The following is an 18,896-nucleotide window of genomic DNA, read 5'->3' as shown; positions in this document are numbered from 1 at the left end:
GCGGAAGAAATATACTATTTTTTTTATTTTAGATAAAATTGCACAGAAGAAAAATCAAATATTTATGCAAAATTTGATAATAGTTCTTATGTTATTAGAATAATTTACTCCGTTTGCGCCCAACATTATTGAGGCATATCGACTTAACTTGTGCATGTAGTTTTTAATCATGGCGTCTGTATTCGGTATTCCCCATGCGAAATTGTCACGGACGTTAAAATCGGATTTAAACATTCCTATGGTAAGTTTACTCACCGTTGCGAAATTCCAAACGTGTTTTGCCTGATACTCTAACGTAAACAGGTAAAACTCGTAGGCGAACCGAAGGCAGCAATTCCAAGGTTCGCCCCAAGCTTTTTTTTATAACAGGGAGTTTTAAAACTATCTTATTTTTTCAGATACTTTTCAAACCAGTTAAAAATTTCGGTAAGACGGCGAACTCTGTGTTTAGGTTTGCCGCTTCGTGAAAGTTCGTGGTTTTCGCCATGAAACAGGACAAGCTTTGCTTCGCAGCCGTGATATTTTAAACCGGTAAACATTTGAAAAGCGCATGCTTCAAAACAGCGATAATCCTCATCGCCTTGGATAAAGAGCGTGGGTGTTTTACACTTGTCGGCATATTTGAGCGGACTGTGTTCCCAAAGTTTTTCCTGATTTTTCCACGGAGTTGCGCCGCCTTGTTGATCGGAATTAAAATAATAGCCGATATCCGTTATGCCGAATTTTGAAACCCAGTTGGAAATTGATCGCTGTGAACAGGCTGCTGCAAAACGATCGGTGTGCCCGATTATCCAGTTTGTCATAAATCCGCCGTAAGAGCCGCCCATTACGCCGAGTCTTGTTTTGTCAATACTCTTGTAGCGCTTTAGGGTCTCATCACACATTTTCATTAGGTCATCATAATCAACCGTACCGTATTTCCCGCGAATATCGGCAAAGGCTCTTCCCATTCCGTCGGAACCGCGCGGGTTGGTATAAAATACAAAATATCCTTGCTGCGCTAAAAACTGCATCTCGTGATAAAAAACAGAGCCGTAAACTGTTTTCGGTCCACCGTGAATTGCAAGAATACCGGGATATTTTTTTCCGCTTTTATAATCAATCGGTTTTAATACAAAGCCGTGTAATTGCACTCCGTCATTTTCAAACGTAAATTCTTCAGGTTTTATTTTTGTTAATTTTTGCGCGTACGCATTATGGTTCGTAAGGCATTCTTCCATCCCGTCTTTGTTTAAAAGATATACTTCCTGCAATTCCTGTTCACGCAATCCGATAAAAAGGATTGTATCATTTTTAATTGCAAAACAATCTACCGAACCTTTTTTGTTTGTCAGTTTTCTAATGCCGCCGTCTGAATCAATTACATTCAGATACGAAGAATCATCTTCGGTTGTAATAAAATAATACATACCGTTTTCACAAAAAGTATTTATTCCGCTACCCAATCTGCAATCAGAGCCGACCGAATTCCAAAGACTCTTATCATAATTTGCAGGCGAAATTCTTTTTGAATCGTTCCCTGTTTTTGACATACAATAGATATCAGCATCCTGATTAATGCCGTATTTTTTTCCGTCAGCGCCGGTGTAAATTATTGCATCATTTAAAAACCGAGCATCGCTGTACATAAAATCAACTGCTGCATGTAAGCGCTTCGCTTTTTTTGTTTTGATATTCATCAGCATAAGCTCATCATAAATCGGCATTTTATCTGTATACGTTACTTTAGTAAAAAGAATGTCTCCTGATTTTTTATCAAAGTCAAAACTGTTTACTTGCGTAAACTCATCGGTTAAGGCAACGCTTTTCATCGTTGAAAGATTGTATACATACAGCCTGTCCCGTTTCCGAGATGTAAAACCGCCGCCATTTTTCCAAAAAGGAATCTCTTCAAAAACTTCATAGTCTTTTTCTTCCTTTTTTGCCGCCTCCGCTTTTTCTTTCGATAACGTGGCAAAGGGATCGCTCTTCCACGAATGCAAAACAAGGGCTGTTTTTTTGTCAACCATTTTTAATTTTAGAACCGGATACGGAAAGCAGTATGCAGGCAGCGCCTCTCCTCCGCAAAGCGGCAAAGCATACACAAAAGTTTTTTCGCTTTCATCTTTTTCATGCGTGCTTCTTCGTGCGGAAAATAAAAGACGCTCGCCGTCAAAACCGAAAAACGATTCAACATCTTCGCCGGTAAGCTGTTTTGTTTTTTTTGTTTGCAAATCAAGCAGATACAAAGCTTTTTTATATCCGTTCTCTTCCATATCCATATGCGCCGCAACATAGGCGGCAAAGTTTCCGTCATCGGATATTTGCAAACCGCTTAAAAAAACATACTTTTTAAACTCATCAAGTTTGATCGATTTCATAACTCCTCCAAAAAAATTTGTCAATGGAGTATAACAATATCCGTTTTGTTTAACAAGGAGGGGAAAATGCAAACCATAGTGCAAGGATGGCAGTCCCCTGCTGATGACGGTATTGTCATCAACAGAAAGACTACGCGTGATTTTTAACTCAAAAAGGTATCACGGAGTTTGTACTGAAAAAGCAAGAAAAATATTTACTTCTCTTATATCCCAAACTCTCATACCATCGTTTTTATTAAAAAAGAGTCCGACACAACGGTTTAGTTTTTGACGTCCTTGTCAAAAACTAAACCACGAGTTTTAAAGCTTTGCAAACAGTCTTGCTTTAAAACATCATTTCTGCGTGGAACCACCGCCATCCGTGGCGGTTCTGAGTTTTGACGTTCTTGTCAAAACCGAACCTGCGAGTTTTAAAGCTTTGCAAAGAACCTTTATCTTAATCAAATTTATTTTATATAAAAAGAATTCAACACGGCGCAACGGTGGGAAGACGTACCATACTAATGGGCATAGGTAAGGGCGTGAGCAAACTCCGATGCTGGCAGTTTTATTTGCTGCCGGCATAGCCTTTTCTGAATAAAAATACCAAGTAAAAACAGGTTCGGATTTATGCCAGGCGTAATAGGCTTAAAACCGGTATAAAACAAATTTTCTTTGAAAAAAAAGGCATTCCCCGCGCGGGGAATGCCTTAGATTACCGTGTTAACCAAGCCCGAAAGCTTATTTTGTCAGCACAGCCTTCTTATAACCGTCATCGGTCATAAATCCAAGCACAATAGCGCCATTCCATCCGTTGATAGTGCCGGTCGGTACACCATTTGCAATAATATCATCGTTCGGGATATGACCAGCCATAGAAACAGTCATTACCTCCCATTTGCCGGTAAACGAATCATCTGTACCTATGTCTTTATCATCTTTACCGGCACCGGGTTTTAAGTTGGTAAAATCGGTACGCCATGCAACCTTCACCGAAGATGCTGTTTGAGTAAACGCCGGCGCATAGTACGAGATATATGGTACAATATTGTCGCCCTCTTTTCTGGTGTTAATCGTTATTTGGGTACCAACCGAAAGGTACGAATCAACGGTTACTACTTTCGCGGCCTTATTGTATTGAGAAAGATAGGCGTATTTTAGATCGCCTTTCGCATTATTATAGTAGGCAATATGGATACCGTCATTTTCATCAACAACAAGGTCAACATACCAGCCTGCATATTGATTATCAATAACCTGTGCATTTTTTTGCCATGTGTTATCGGTTGTTGTTGTGCTTGTCTGCGGCGTTTCCGGATTACTGTTCCATGAATAAACCAACCGCCGTGCGGCAGCATCGTACCAGGCAACAACCGCAACACCCCTCTTTGTTACACCGACCGCTGCATAGTCGCCGCCTTTATACTCGGTATTTTTATTTGCAATAATATGGCAATCGGAAGCAGTACTATTATTCCCGCCATCTTTAAGGCCGCCTGTAAACGTATTATCACTCATAACGGTACCATAGCGGAATTTGACCGGATTATCGGAATGGTTTGAATCAAAGTATGCCATGTATATCTTTGCCTCATTAGTGTTCCCAGCAGCTACCATTTTAGGGCGCTTTACCCTGTTGATGTTGTATATTCCGGTACCATTAACCGTATTATACACCGGCTCCAAACGCGATTTTCCTGTCCAGTTTGAGGTATAGCTAGTGTTGCCATCCTTTTTAGAAACTTCTCGCGAATAAAATGAGAACTTTGCAGAAGTATCACTTATTCGGTCGGTGTTGGTAGCAAGTGCATAAATGTTTCCGGCTTCGTCATAGGCAACCGCCGTATTATGAAATTTATTATAGCTGTAGTCGATTGATGTTTTTGTTCCGTTTTTATTTACCACCATGCTCGGAATTCCTTCGCCGTAGCTCATGTACCATCTGCCGTCGGCAGCTATTTTAAGCCGTGGACTGGTAATATCCTTTGCAATCGAAGAATGGAACGCATCTACTTTCCATACGTAGAGCTGTAAGTCATCGTTCAGTTTTTTATTAGCCGCATTTGCACAGGAATTATATGCATACTTGGTTATTTCTATCCCCTTTTTCGGTTCTTCTTTAAACGCAGGGTTCTTATTGAGATTATTCGTTGCCTCAATGCCGCCAACCGTTACCGTCAACTGGCCGCTTTGTGCAGCATTCGGTACCGTAATGGGATAATATGGCTCACCATCGTTAGTAACCTTATTCCCGACTGTCAAAGAATTCCCTGCAAACGTAACTACGGGTTTTTTCGTTAAGTTAAATCCGTAAAGCTTTATCATTTCGCCTGTATATACCGAGTAATACCCCAGTGCGGAGCGGGCAAATTCTGTCCCTGCTGCATCGGAAAGGAAGGTTCCAAGTTTTGTTATATACGGCACAACGTTGACCATTATTTTAGTTTTGTTTGCCGTATACGAATACAGCAGTGCTGTTGTGAGCTCTTTTGGAACATCCTCATTCAGTTCAATAGTATTGCCGTTTACACTTCTGATATGGGTAGCATATAGTTTTTCCCCGTCTTTGAAGGCAATAAACTGATTGGGCTTTGCGTTTACAAAACTGTCATGCGTTGCGTAGCGCTTGTCGGTACGTGTAATCTCTTTAATTTCTCCTGTAATAGCGGCATTCGAAGACGCTGACTCGTTAGTTCCGTCGTTTGCAATTACGGTTATTTCTTTTCCGTTTCCAACGGTCGTTTTTTCGGTATCCCAGTCAAGACGCCATTTCAGATAATACCCGCGGAAGTCAACATCGTGTTTTTCTATAACGAACTTACAGCCGTCATTATTCATTTTTTTATCCGATGACCAAGTACCGTCAGTACCCTGTGTTGCGGTTACCGTACCGTTCGGCAACGTAGCGGTAAGCGTAGTAATATTAATATTATCGTAGGCAATACCGCGAATGCTCACCTTTCCGGATACGGAAGGAGTGTCTACTATTTCCACGTGTCCCTTTTCCTTGCTGTTCTCAAACAATGAGTTATCGTCTTCGCTGTTCCAATGGAAGTCGTGTATAACAACCACCGGAGACTTATCATCAAGCGCATTAAACAGGGTTTTAATCGTAACAATTGCATTACAGGAATCCGTTCCTTGCGTATAACCTTTTGCCGCATCCCAAAGCTCAAGCACAAGTTCTTTCGGCACTTCACCAACAGAATTTTTTATTTTCTCAAGGTTAGCTTTTGACAAAGTAATAGTTCCGGTATTTCCAATCTGCCTAAGATCATGTCCTGCCAACACAGTGCCACCATATTTGAGCCGATACTGCACTGTTCCTTCGCCGCCGCTAAATTCAACCTTGATTTTTGAGTCTGTTATGCTCTTGAAGGCAAAGTCCTTGGTTTCAACGGTGCCGGTAGCATTTAACTCTGAATCCTGTTTCATTTTCGGTGCCCCGTCATACGTTACCCCGTCAGTACCGTATTTTGTTTTAAGGGTTATCTTGCTTACCTGTATCGGCTTTCTGCGTACCAGAATTTCCGCCGTTTTCTCACCTGTGGTGTTACCGCTTGCATCTTTTATTTCGTAATGCACGGTACCCTTACCGTCAGGGAAATCAGCAGGAAGTGTGAGTTGTGCTTCCCACGTACATTGACCGCCGAGCTGGCGCAAAATCTTATTCGTCGGATCGCCCGCTTTACAGGTTATCTTTTGTGTAGCAGTATTGCTTACATTCAGCCATGCGACAACCTCGTTTATACCGGAGCCATCGTCATTTGCAACGCCTCTGATTGTCCATGTGTTATCTTTAACAATGGTATCAGGAGCAAACACTATGTAATTATGCCTGCCTGCGGTAATGGCGGGGATAAAGCTTACGGTATGACCGTTTATACCGGTTGGGGTTACAACCGTATTGCCTACCAGCATCTTTTTACCCGTATGGCTGCCGCCAAGATTTTCAACAAGGTTTGAGTCGGTGATGGAGTTCACACCGAACTCTGCATTCGAGGTATACAAAAGCGTACCAAAATCGCCTACCGGATTTTCAATGTCGTACCTAAAAGTAAATTCCCTATCTGCGGAAAGGTTTTTATTTGTATCTTCAACAATCCGTATCTTAACCTTGAAAGCCTTATTATTTTTCGCATCCTGCGTTAGCTTATCAAGGTCAAGCGGCAAGTTTAATAGATAGTTTTTAGCGGTGACGCCGGCTCCCGTAGGCTTGTTATGAGTATCTTCACAAATCCAACCCGTGTTGAGTGCTTCGGCGAGGCCGATTGGTATTCCGCCTTCAAGATCGCCTGTTATCATAAGCTCTTTTATACCGGATTCATCATGAAGGGAACCGGTAAGCTTAAGATCTTTGCTGATCCACATATTGGGCACATAGACTTTGTTGTTACCGCCCGCCATACTTTCAAGCTGTATCTCAGTAGGGCTGCCTATTGTCGGAGCGGACTTATCCACAGCGATTTCTATCGGCTCTGACCATGCTCCTATTGTTCCAGCTATTTTATTCTTTGCACGCAGTCTAAACCACAAGGGCCATTTATCACCGGTAGGAGGATTAAGCTTGCCGTCTTCGTTAACGGTCATGCGCCATGAAGCACCGCCGCCCGTTGGACTGTCTGTATCGGGGACAAGCACACCTTCCTCATTGTTCCACCAATCCTTTCCATTAAAGATACAGTCTGTATTGTTAAAATTACCTGTTTTTGAAAACTGGATATGTACTTCGCCGATATGATCCGGCGTGCCTACGGCAACAGTACTTGAACCGAATATTTGTATTGTTCCACCTACTATTGCGTCCTTAGTGGGAGAAAGGACATGGACTATCGGTTTTGTACCGTCAGGGTTATACAGAACACTAAATGTGGTTACTGCTTTATTTCCTACCGTATCTTCCGTCAGGACATACACCGGTATCGTATAATAATCACCGGTTTTTGTTCCGTAATTTTCACATTCGGCTTCAGTAGTGCCTATTGCTGTTGTAAAATTATATTCAAAGTTCCAGTTTGCAACGGTGGATGTTTTCATATCGTGCCAGCCGGTAGTGGTTGCTGTCGGCACATCGTTAGCTGTGGGCACAATAAGCCACTTAGTGCCTTGCGGATTTACGCCGCTGCCCATATGTTCTTCCCCGTTACTATCCTTCACATCTTTTACCATACCGGAAATAGTTATCTTTCCCGACTGAGGGGAATCTTCTTTCGGGTAGTCTATGCTCGCGGTAGGCGGAGTATGATCGATAATAAGTGACGTTGAACGTTCAGCTTTTTTACCGGCATTATCGATGAGCGTTATGTTCAAGGCGTTGGTGCCTTCAAGCCCAGCTGCCGAGAAATCAAAGGCCGCCTGCCAGATTTCCTCGGTACCGGATGCAGACTTCTTTGTTGCCTGTACGGTTTTGTCCTTCATCGCAAGTTTTACTGCCTTAATTCCGTTTGCGTCAAAGGCCTTTATTTGTACATAGATTTTTTCCGCCTTAAACTTTGCGTTTTGTTTAAGAGCTTCCAAGCCGGAATAATCGTCCTTCCGTGTAAACTGAATGCTTTTACACTCAGGCTCGGTGTTATCCACAACCAAGTTAAAGGTGTTTATACCATTGGTGGGCGCTTCCTGTTCATAGTACACATAGGGGGCTTTTTCAGCCGGCGGTGTTCCCGATGGTGAGGGGAATACGGTGCCGATACTATCGGTTGCTTTGAAAGTAATCGTATAGGTGCCATCCTTATCAAATGCATACTGCCAGCCGCCGCCTATATTCGTTACCGATTCATATGTCCTTCCGCCATCTTTTGAAATCTTGAGCTCTTTTACCACACCGTCATCATCTTGGATAGATCCGTAAAGGGTACGCCCGTTTGTGAGCGTGTACGTATCGGCTTTGTCAGGATCCTTATTGGCATTGGTTATCACAATGCGCGGTCTGTCGCTATCCTGATTTATCTTAAGCGTAAATTCTTTTTCTACGTCAAGCCCTGCCTTATCTTTAGCAATGGCTTTTAGTGTAAGATCTTGGTTATCGGTATACTTGGTTGTATCCAGTTTGAAGCTCCAGTTGTAGGCTTTTGTACCGCTAAATTCCGCTTTATTCGGGTCATCGCCGCTGCTTTCGCTCACGCCGATAAGTTCACTACCATCTTTCTTGACAATCTTAACAAACTGCAATGCCACATTGTCCGATGACGTACCCTTGATGGTAATTGTTTTATTGATTACCTGAGGATATTCAACCGTAACTTTTGGCTTCTCCGAATCGATTTCGACCGATCGTGTTTGTATTGTTCTTCTGCCCGCAGCATCTTCCGCTGTTATCGTAATGATATATGGCCCGCCTACATAGACGCTGCTGTTTTTCAAATCATCTTTGGTAATAGTTTGAGTCCAGGACGTTTCGGTGCTTCCGGGTATAGAAATAACAGGAAAGTCTTTCTTATACGTACCATCTGGTTTTCCTATGGAAACGCGCACAAACTTCATGTCAACGTTATCTTGCACATTTCCTTTAATTTCAATGTTTTTTAAGATTTTTCCGGTTGTATCAACACCAACCAATACCTGTGCGCTCGTCTCGCTGTTTACCGTTATTTCGGAAAGCACCGGGTCGGCATCATCATATACAAACGAAATTTCACTCGAGCTGCCTTTATTTCCCAGATTATCCTCATAGTTAAGTACCAACGTATGCATTCCTTCGTTAAGAGAAGGAGCTTCTTTTGATTTCCATGCGCCGCCTGTACGTATGAGTTCGTGATTAGCCCCGTCAATCTTAGCGGTTATGCTTTTAACGCCCGAGCCACTGCTGCCATCGGTAATGGTACCGTAGAAATTTTGCAGAGAAGTAAATTTATAAACTTCGGTGGACGAAGCCGAATCATAAAACGGCACTCTTGACTCAACCTTGGGAGGCGTGTTGTCTATAATAAGTTTAACCGTCTTTGAGTGCTTATTTTGTTTTGCGGTTATCTGGTATTCACCGTCAGCCACCCCATCCTTTATCGTAAATTTTGAAGCATCCTTTCCCGAAGAATCCGGCTTGATGGTAAGTGCTTTAACAGCGTTGGGATCAGCAAAAAAATCCTCTAATGCAACTTTAGACTGTCCATTCTCGTTAAGTCTTACTACTTCTACAACCAGCTTTTCACCACCGTTTGCGTTCGGTAATTCTGCGTATAGTCTAATATCGGTTATGCCTTTTAAATAACATAACGTACCATTATCTTTCGAAATAAGATTCTCACTCGGAGTAGGTGCCAGTACTTCTACTGTTATGATAGGTATGTTGGAAGCTACGCTAACGGTATATTGCCATTTGTCGCTTTTGTTTCCTACCCTGTCTATTGCCTGCAGCGTGATAGTTTTTTGTTCACCGGTGGCTATGACCACAGAATCGGTAAAAGCATATTTGCCGTTATCAACTCTTCCCGCCAACAGCTTCCAATCGCCGCCTTCAACCTGACACTGTACCTCTGCTATGCCGCTGCCGTTCGCCCCATCGTCCGCTATACCCACAATAGGCACAACACTTGAATCTGTTGTAAGAGATCCGCCGGAAGCGGCATTTTCTTGATGTGCAAGCTTTATATTGTGTAACGTAGGCGCTGTCGTATCCACACAAAGAGTAAATTCTATACTGCTAACCTTCCCCGCCTTGTCTCTTGCTTCAATTTTGATAGTATGGTTTTCATCTTCAAGTAACAGTGTTCGGTCAAAGCTGTAGGTGTCACCACTAGAAGAAAAGGGTACCCCGTCGCCTTTTATTTTCAAATACTCAAGTCCATGCGATTCTATAACTTCTCCGGTTATGTGTATATCATTCGACTTAACATTGAGTTTGCCACCATTACTTATAGCTGTTCCATTCACTTGTACGTTTTTAATGTCCGGATCCTCTTTATCATACGTTACCGTTATTTTGCTGTTTGCTCCTGTATTTGTATTCGGGGGTTCCGCTTTATCTATTGCTGTAAACCATACTTCATACTGACCCTCTTTTAGGTCAGCAGCAGGCAGTGCCGCGGTATACATATTTGCTTTTCCGCTTTCAGGTGAAAGAAGGACTTCTTTTTCTTCCTCATTCTTATATCGATAATGAACTCTTGCTTCTTGTATTCCGGATGCATCAAAAATAATGGCGCTAATTTTTTTTGCAGGATCAAAGAGAACTCCTTCTTGCGGATATTCCGGCAGAATGCGCGGCGGTTCGATGTCTACCAAACCTGCAACCTTAAATCCGTAGATAAAATCACCGGCAGTCTCGGTTTTCATTCTTAGCTGATTCCCAAGCTTATTTCTCCCCTTTTTCTCACGCCCTGCCGCTATAAATACATACGGGTGATTAACTTTTAACTCCTTGTCTTTAAAGGTATAGGTCGCTATATAGGAGGTGCCTTGCGGGGTCAGTTTTGCATCAAGTTGTATTATCCCGTCTCGTATCTCTTTTTTAGAATTGTCTTTAAATAATGATTCAGGAGTCTGACCAAAACTCTGTAGCGCCGGATCTTTTCTGTACTTTTCATACGTCTCTTTTGTCATGTAGCAAAAGACAAAACTGTTCTTATCAAGCGGAGCCTTATCAAGTCCCGCTGAAAGTTGCACGGTTATCGTGCTGCCCTTTCCTATTGTATTATACGAATCAACACCCGCGTCTTCTGCAACCGCCTGAAATCCGAGCAGTTCATATTCAGGACTCGCATCCGGATCAAGTGTAAAAGAGCCTTTTTCTTTTCCATTCGCTTTGAACGCTTCGCTGACGGCGGCGTTGTCTTTTGAAAGCAGGGAAATAATCTTGCCTTTATCAAGCCCCTTATCCTCAGCAATATTGAACCCCGCAAATGCCCTATATATATCGTTTGTGTTTACTAACGAGAATACTTCATCATACAACGGTGCATATAAGTAATAGCTTGTGGTGCTGTTCCCTTCGCCACTTGCTCCTTCTTTTGTATACTGCTTTGCATTATCAAATATTTCTATCGTGCAGTACACCGGATTTTTTCCACGTTTGTTATAAATCGTGTTATAAAAATCATCCTTTTTATTGCCATTGTTACTGCCGTTACGTGAGCCTACTTTAATTTCTACCGTCGGCGGAACATTTTCCAGGGTCTTTTCCGCCAACAAGGTTGTACCCTCTTTGTCTGCATACGCGCGCATAACTATTTTTGAAACCCCCGAATCATCGGCTGACATGCCTTCCAACCACAGGTCTTTGCCGTACCGGTCAGGTGTCTCCGAACTCATTACCGTGCTCGGACGATGCAGTACCAACACAGGAGGCGTATTGTCTATCGTAAACTTTGTGGTCGTTGTTGCCGTTTTCCCGCTTTCGTCCACAACATCAACTTTTATTGTATATTCTCCGTCGGGCAACACATGTTTTCCGCCCTCCATTTTGTTTTCAAAAAGTATCCACCACTCCCGCACATCCTTCGCCGTTGAGCGGGATGCACCGGATTTATCGCTCAGTTCTGCATGCCCCGAGGATTTAAGGCCACCGTTGCTATCAAGTAACATAACGTGTACGCTTTTTATTTGCGTATCATCCTCGGCTTTTCCTTTAATTACAAAAGAACCGCGCGCAGGGGCTCCCGCCGCTTCCGGAGAATCAATGCGAACCGTCGGCGGGGTTATGTCTATGGTAGAACCAAGACCGACATTCCCCTTACAGGTAAAAAACACCGGTGATAATAAAGTGATTAATAATAAAAGTTTCCATTTAAGTTTTAAGTGGGATTTCATAGCAGACCCCTTTGCATATATTTTCGGCGTATAAAATAAAAAACTAAAAAAACTAATAGGAATATGTTTATAAACTCTATTCCAATTGAATTATAACATGAAGATAATAAAGACGCAAGAGGCATATTTTAAAAAATCCGATTCTTTGTTTTTTTATAAACTTTACGTAAAATTACATACAATAAAAGTTTTAGACATTTTTATTTTAATGTTTTGGACATTAAAAAAACTCTTTTCTCATTTTTATATACAGGCAGCTTGCTTCTCTTGACAATCAATACAAATGTCTATAAACTTAAATAAATCAATAGTAAAATTTTCACTTTTAAAATTTTCTAATACGTAAGGAGTTATATCATGATACACATGGAAGATATGGAAAAAGCTTTAGATATGATTAGACCTAAACTTCGTGCAGACGGCGGAGATATTGAACTTATATCTATCGAAGATGACGGCAGGGTTAAAGTAAAACTGACCGGTGCATGCGGCTCATGCCCAATGTCGATTATGACATTAAAAATGGGTATAGAAGCGTATCTTAAGGAAATTTTTCCTGAACTTACGGAAGTTGTTCCCGCCTAATTCTTTATATTCACAGCATATACAAAAGGATGAGTCATGACCAGAAAATTTAAAACAATGTTCAAAATACTGTTTTTAGTATTGTTTTCATTCCCCGTATTTGCAAAAGGATCGGTTGATTCTTTTGATGCGGAGGATCCAAAAACCTGGGACAAAAATATTGATATCTCAGGAAAAAAACCGGGAAAATATAATGTTATTGTTACCGCAACGGACACCGCGGGCAATGAGGGAATTGTCGGACCTTTTAATATGTTTATTGATCCTAAGTCCGATTTGCCGATAACACATATCAACAATCCATCGCAGGGTGCCCGTATTACCGGAAATGTTAATATTATCGGTACCTGTGCTGATGATGATGCCGTTGATTATGTAGAGCTGCAAATAGACAAAGAAGAGACTATTTATCGAGCTCAAGGCAAAGAATTTTGGTCATATTATTTGGATACTTCAGCACTGGAAGAAGGAGAACACACTATCTCTGCTTGGGGTATAGATATTAACGGCGTAAAGGGTAAACCGGTTTCGGTTACATTTCATTTAAATAATACCGCACCCGAAGTTGAAATTACCAATATGAACGTAGGGCAGCTTGTTTCCGGTAAGTTTATCCTGCATGGAAGTGTAACTGATAAAAACGGTATAGACGGGTTGATGTATTCTTTTGACTCAGGGCAAACGTATCGAGATTTAAGGATATCATATAACAAAAAACAGCAGACCTATACATTCAAACTGCCTATTGATACAAAAAATATGGCGGAAGGGCCGAATATCTGCTGGTTCAAAGCGTTTGACAAACAGGGATCCGTAGGAATTTACACCTTTCTCTTTTTTGTGGATAATACCGCCCCTGAAGTTTCTTTTATATATCCGAGAGAGCTTGACGGTCCGCAAGGAGCTATTTTTTCCATTGCGGGTAAGGCTCAGGATGCGGTAGGCTTAGAATCTCTTTCATGGAAAATCGGACGGGAAACCGGTGATTTTGAAATTATTAAAGGAAATCCTTATTGGGTAAAAGAGTTTGATTTAAGCAAATCAAGTACTAAAACCGCTGTAGTTGAGATTATTGCAAAAGATAAGGTAGGAAATATTACCGTTGCGGAAAAAACAATAGAAATCGACAGGAACAAAAGTATTCCTTCAATAGAGGTTATTGCTCCTGAAGGTTCTGTTGAAGGGAATATATTCCTGACCGGAATGGCAAAAGACGCACACGGAATTAAAGAAATTGCCTATAGACTCGACAAAGGGGTTGAGCAAAGAGTTGAAGCGCCAAACGGAACTTTTTCAGTAGAGCTGCCTCCTTTGGCGCCCGGTTCGCACCTCGTAAGTGCATATCCGATAAATATTTTCGGCATACAAGGCAGTGCGGTAACTTCTTCTTTTGAAGTTGTCTCAACCGCCGCTAATCCTGAAGATGTTGAAATAAACATTGAATCACCGACTTTGGAAGGGGGTCTGGTACAGGCATCGGTTCGTATAAAAGGACAAATCTCGGGAAGTGCCCAAAACATTACCTGTACTATCGGCGAAGCCGCTCCTATACGACTTTCGTCAAACTTTGATCAATCGGTTAGCATTGCGAACCATCCCGACGGGATTATTCCGATAACCATTAAAGCTACCGCAAGTGATGGCTCTGAAATATCCGTGCAAAGAGCGGTGTATAAAACAACGGAAGGCGTTTTTGCGGAAATGATTCTTCCTCCCTCGGAAGATACGGTAAACGGCTCAATATTAACCGCTTTTAAAGTTTCAAGCAGCTTTCCGATAACATCCGCTGAATATAAACCGGTAGGATCTTCTGCCTCCTGGCAGCCGATGGAGCTCGGCTCTTTACCACATATTGTTGCGGGAACCGCTGCAGACCCGATAAGCAAACAAATGCAGTTCAGATTTTCAGATTCCGCGGGGAACTCTACAATAGTAAATAGATTTGATTTTGGTATTGATCCTGAAGCGGATAAACCCCGTGTGGAAATCCATCTTCCCGAAGAAAATGCGGTTGTCTTTGATGATTTTGTACTTTCAGGAATGGTATACGATGATGACGGTGCCGCAAAAATCTTTTATAAGATAGATGACGGTCCTTTTAAATCCATTGATATTCAGGACAGCTTTGCAATTCCTCTTACTGTTGATGAGTTAGGCGATAATGCGCATCGGGTTACTTTATATGCTGAAGACATCTATGGCGTTAAAAGCGCTCCCGTGGTACGAAACTTACGAGTATCCACTGCGGTGCCGCAGATAAGCTTTGCAAAACCGGTTCTTGGCGAAACCTTACGGAGAACCATAACCATATCCGGATCCGCAAGTGATAAAAACGGTATTGCCTATGTAGAACTGTCAATGGATAACGGTAGCACATATAATAGAATTCAAGGCAAAGAGAATTGGAGCTACACGGTAGATACGCATGTTATTCCGGATGGCACAAATATGGTTTTTGTCAAAGCAACCGATAGGTATGGACAAACCGGCATCGGCTCACATTTAATCTCAATTGATAATACCCCTCCCGTTGTACGGTTTGAATACCCCGTTGCCGGCGGAAAATACGATAAAACGCTTTTTGTCGCCGGACAAGCAATGGATAATGTTGCGATGGAAGGGATCACAATTCGTTTGCGCGGCTTGGACGGACAAATAGTACCTGCACGCCTTGCCGAAATAAAGGTTACGGAAGCTCGCTTAATAAAACAAGAGATTGATATTTCTTCGTTGGTTGAAGGTCATTATAATCTTGACATTATTGCCATTGATAAGGCAAAAAATATAACAGAGCTTGCACGAAACTTTACTATTTCCCGATCGGATATTGATAGAGTCAAACTTCTGTATCCGCTTGACGGAGAAGCAATGACGGGCGAGTTCAATATATACGGAAAAATTAATAATGAAACGCCGATAGAAAAAGCCTCGCTCTTTATAGACGGAAAAGAATTTGAAACCGTAGATGTTTCAAGAACAGAGTTCTTCGCTTTCAAAATAAAAGAGGGTGTTTTGGAAAACGGAGAGCATTCATTTGCGGTACGGGCGGTATTCCCCGGAAACAAAGTATTTTCCTCAAATACGCACACGATTACCTATAACGTTTCCGGACCATGGGTAACCATTGATAATTTTGCCATGGGAGACTTTGCGATTGAACGCCCCTATATTCGAGGAAAGGCGGGGTATGCTCTTTCAGAAACAGATAAGGCGGTTATGAAATCAAAACAAGCCCTTAGCGAAGAAAAGCGAACCGTAGCTGAAAAAGCAGTTGACTATATTGACATCAGTTTTGATAACGGTAAAAGCTTCCAGAGAATACGAGGAAAAGAAAACTGGAAGTATCGAGTAGAAACAGGCGATATACCCGAAGGCGATCACTTCCTTTTAGTACGCGCAACAATGCGCAATAATGAGGTTGCAACTTCAAGAACTATTTTCCATGTTGATAAAAATCCGCCGCAAGTTATACTGATTGCTCCCCATGAAGGAGGCAGGTATAATGAAAATCTTGGCTTTGTAGGCTTGGCAACCGATGATGTTGCACTTAATACCTTGAACTTCAAGCTGCGAAAAGGAGACAAATCCTTATACGGAGTACCAAAATTTATTCAAGGTTTACACTTTGAATTGGGATTTTGGGGCGCAAGCTTATGGAATATGGGTGTAGGATTAAGTTTCTTTGATAATAACGTTAAGGTGCAGTTCCATTACGGGCAGTTCTTGGATAGCCAGTACAAGTTCTTCTTTAAAAACGCCAATGAAAAGAAGCGCTATGGCGGGCATATTTTCAGTCTTAAACTTCTTGCAAACGTCTTTGAACTTCCTTTTGGATACTATTTCGGACCTGACTGGAACTGGTTCTACATGACCGGTGCACTTGGCGCAAACTTCTCCGTGTTTAGTCAAACACAAAGCGGAAGGCCTCAAGTACTCGCAGCCTTACTCACCCAGTTGGAATTACCGAGAGTACGACTTGACAAACGAAAGACAAAAAACTTTAGCAGTTTTGCGTTCTTTATTGAGGGTTCCCTCTGGTTTATCCCCACCGATGTGGATAGCAAAGACAAATCCGCAATTAAATCAATCATTCCGCACCTTTCCTGCGGAATCCGCGCGGATGTATTCTAAAATATTATAACTACATAAAAAAAGCTTAGCGGTTTTCGCTAAGCTTTTTTTATGTCTGCAAATGGTTTTTACCACACTTTCCAAGCCGGTGCTTTATAACTGCTTCATTCCGGTAAAGCACACTCGCTTTCTGCACAGTTCAAACCGCAACGGTTAAAAAATCCGGCATCGACCATGTGCGTGTGAGCTTTTGCATTAAAAAAGACCCGACAAAAGAAATCGGCGTATAGCGCGGCAAGCTAATGGTAACTCACAAAAAATACATATCGGGCTATCGCACATTGGGAAAACATACAATCCTTGTTTCGCATTATGGCAAAAATTGCGGATAACGTGATGAAGATGAAAATTGTTAACGTTGAGTTTAGTAAATAAAAATCCGATATATATGAATATAAGGATACGTTACATCGTATGAGTAAGCAAACATTGAGTTTATACATCAAATAAAGATTCCCGATTATCAATTTTACTCAAACGCGCATTTAATTTGAGAAGTATGATTACGGTATTCAAAAATAATTTTTGCAACTATAGAGAGCTGCTTTTGTCCAAATTTTATATACAAAAGGAGGAAAAATAAAGAATCTTAGAAAAATATTAATGGTTGACTTCCCGCCACAGCTAGAATTCTGCACATTGTATCACCGCCATCAAATTTAATATTTTATAGATAATAAGAACTTCTGTCTTTAATCTGTGATAATTTCACCCCTATAAGTTTTCAATGAATATTTCGCCCCTATATTTTACCGAGGTGAAATTATTTACTTGTTACACTAAACTGGAGGAATGAAATTATTTATGAGCATTGATCAAATTACACGAGGACATGTTATCGCCAACTGCTTAGAGGGGCGATGTACGGTACAACAAGCTGCGCTTCGATTAAACCTTTCACGAAGACGCGTACAGCAATTAAAAAAGGCGTTCAAAGAAAAGGGTTTAGCAGCAATGCTGCATGGCAACAGTCAGCGACCTTCTGCAAAGAAGACCTCGAAAGAAATTGAGCAGCGATTACTTGCGCTGCGAAGCGATCCCGCATTGTCAAAAAGCAATTTTTTGCATTTTCATGAAATAGTAACTGAAGAATATCAATTGCAGCTGTCATATTCGACTCTGCGCCGTATTCTGTTATCAAATGGAATTTGTTCACCAAAGAAAAGACGAACACGAAAGAAGGTGCATAAAACGCGCAATAGAAGAGCTTGCTTCGGAGAGCTGTTGCAAGTGGACGCAACCCCGTTTCCTTGGTTCGGCGGGAAAGAAAAATCCGCATTACATGCTTTTATTGATGATGCACGCGGAATGATTACCGGTCTTTATTTATGCAAAAACGAGTGCCTGCTCGGATATTTAGAAGTTCTGCGGCAGACACTCGAAAATTACGGACTCCCTGCCGCTCTTTATCCGGATAAGTGTAGCGTTTTTTTTGTTAATGCAAAAAAACAGTTATCCATTGAGGAGCAATTACAAGGAACCGAGGAACAAGTAACACAATTCGGCAAAATTATCAAGTACTTAGGAATCGATATGTTCCCGGCTCATTCATCACAAGCAAAAGGACGTGTTGAGCGATTATGGCAAACTTTACAAAGCCGACTCCCTGTTGAATTTGCACGACGCGGAATTACAACCATAGAGCAAGCAAATCAATTCTTAAAAGAGTATATCGGTATTTTCAACAAACAGTTTGGTGTTCCTGCCTGCGATTCATATTCAATGTTTGTACCGACGCCAAAAACACTCGATCTTGATAAACTGTTGTCATCGGTTATTACGCGCAAACTTTCAAGCGGATCTACCATCTCAATAAAAAACAATTTGTTTAAAATTGAGCAGAATAAATTCGGCGCAGGCGCAACGGTAAATGTATTGATTTCACAAAAACATGGTATACGCGCTTTAATACATGATGAATTCTATCCGATTGTACCGCTCGATGATATATACCGAACCGATACGGTTGGACGAACCGGAGACCTGCCTCAAGTAGTTATTGATTTGATTTATGAATTCTTACTTAAAGATGCAAAAGCAGGATAACTCGATGTGTTAAGGGGTGCAATTTTCATTGCAAAATTACCCCCCTTTAGG

Annotated in this window: 5 protein-coding genes; 3 read left to right on the top strand and 2 right to left on the bottom strand. The window is 41.6% G+C overall.

Annotated elements, in window-relative coordinates:
- Window positions 1-386 precede the first annotated feature (386 nt).
- Window positions 387-2,360 carry a S9 family peptidase gene (locus tag FUT79_RS06725; RefSeq protein WP_024753498.1) on the bottom strand — a complete coding sequence of 658 codons (1,974 nt, stop codon included), beginning with the start codon at window positions 2,358-2,360 and terminating at the stop codon, window positions 387-389.
- A 720-nt stretch (window positions 2,361-3,080) separates the two neighbouring features.
- On the bottom strand, window positions 3,081-12,083 hold the full coding sequence (locus FUT79_RS06720; protein WP_148889428.1) for an Ig-like domain repeat protein: 9,003 nt from the start codon (window positions 12,081-12,083) through the stop codon (window positions 3,081-3,083).
- 357 nt (window positions 12,084-12,440) lie between these two features.
- Here FUT79_RS06720 and FUT79_RS06715 point away from each other — a divergent pair, with 357 nt between their 5' ends.
- The 3 genes from FUT79_RS06715 to FUT79_RS06705 all read left to right on the top strand — a co-directional run bounded on the left by FUT79_RS06715 (window position 12,441) and on the right by FUT79_RS06705 (window position 18,845).
- Window positions 12,441-12,668: a NifU family protein gene (locus FUT79_RS06715; protein ID WP_024753495.1), complete on the top strand. Its 228-nt coding sequence runs from the start codon at window positions 12,441-12,443 to the stop codon at window positions 12,666-12,668.
- Window positions 12,669-12,704: 36 nt separating this feature from the next.
- Window positions 12,705-16,799, top strand: a complete 4,095-nt coding sequence (locus FUT79_RS06710) for an Ig-like domain-containing protein (protein WP_052335794.1) — start codon at window positions 12,705-12,707, stop codon at window positions 16,797-16,799.
- Between the two features lie 792 nt (window positions 16,800-17,591).
- Complete coding sequence (locus FUT79_RS06705; RefSeq protein WP_148889426.1) at window positions 17,592-18,845, top strand: ISNCY family transposase; 1,254 nt, start codon at window positions 17,592-17,594, stop codon at window positions 18,843-18,845.
- The last annotated feature ends 51 nt before the right edge of the window (window positions 18,846-18,896 follow it).

The sequence above is a fragment of the Treponema phagedenis genome, from assembly GCF_008153345.1.
GTDB classification, from domain to species: Bacteria; Spirochaetota; Spirochaetia; order Treponematales; family Treponemataceae; genus Treponema; species Treponema phagedenis.
Note: the sequence above shows the minus strand (reverse complement) of the source record. Positions and strands in the feature narration are given on the sequence as shown.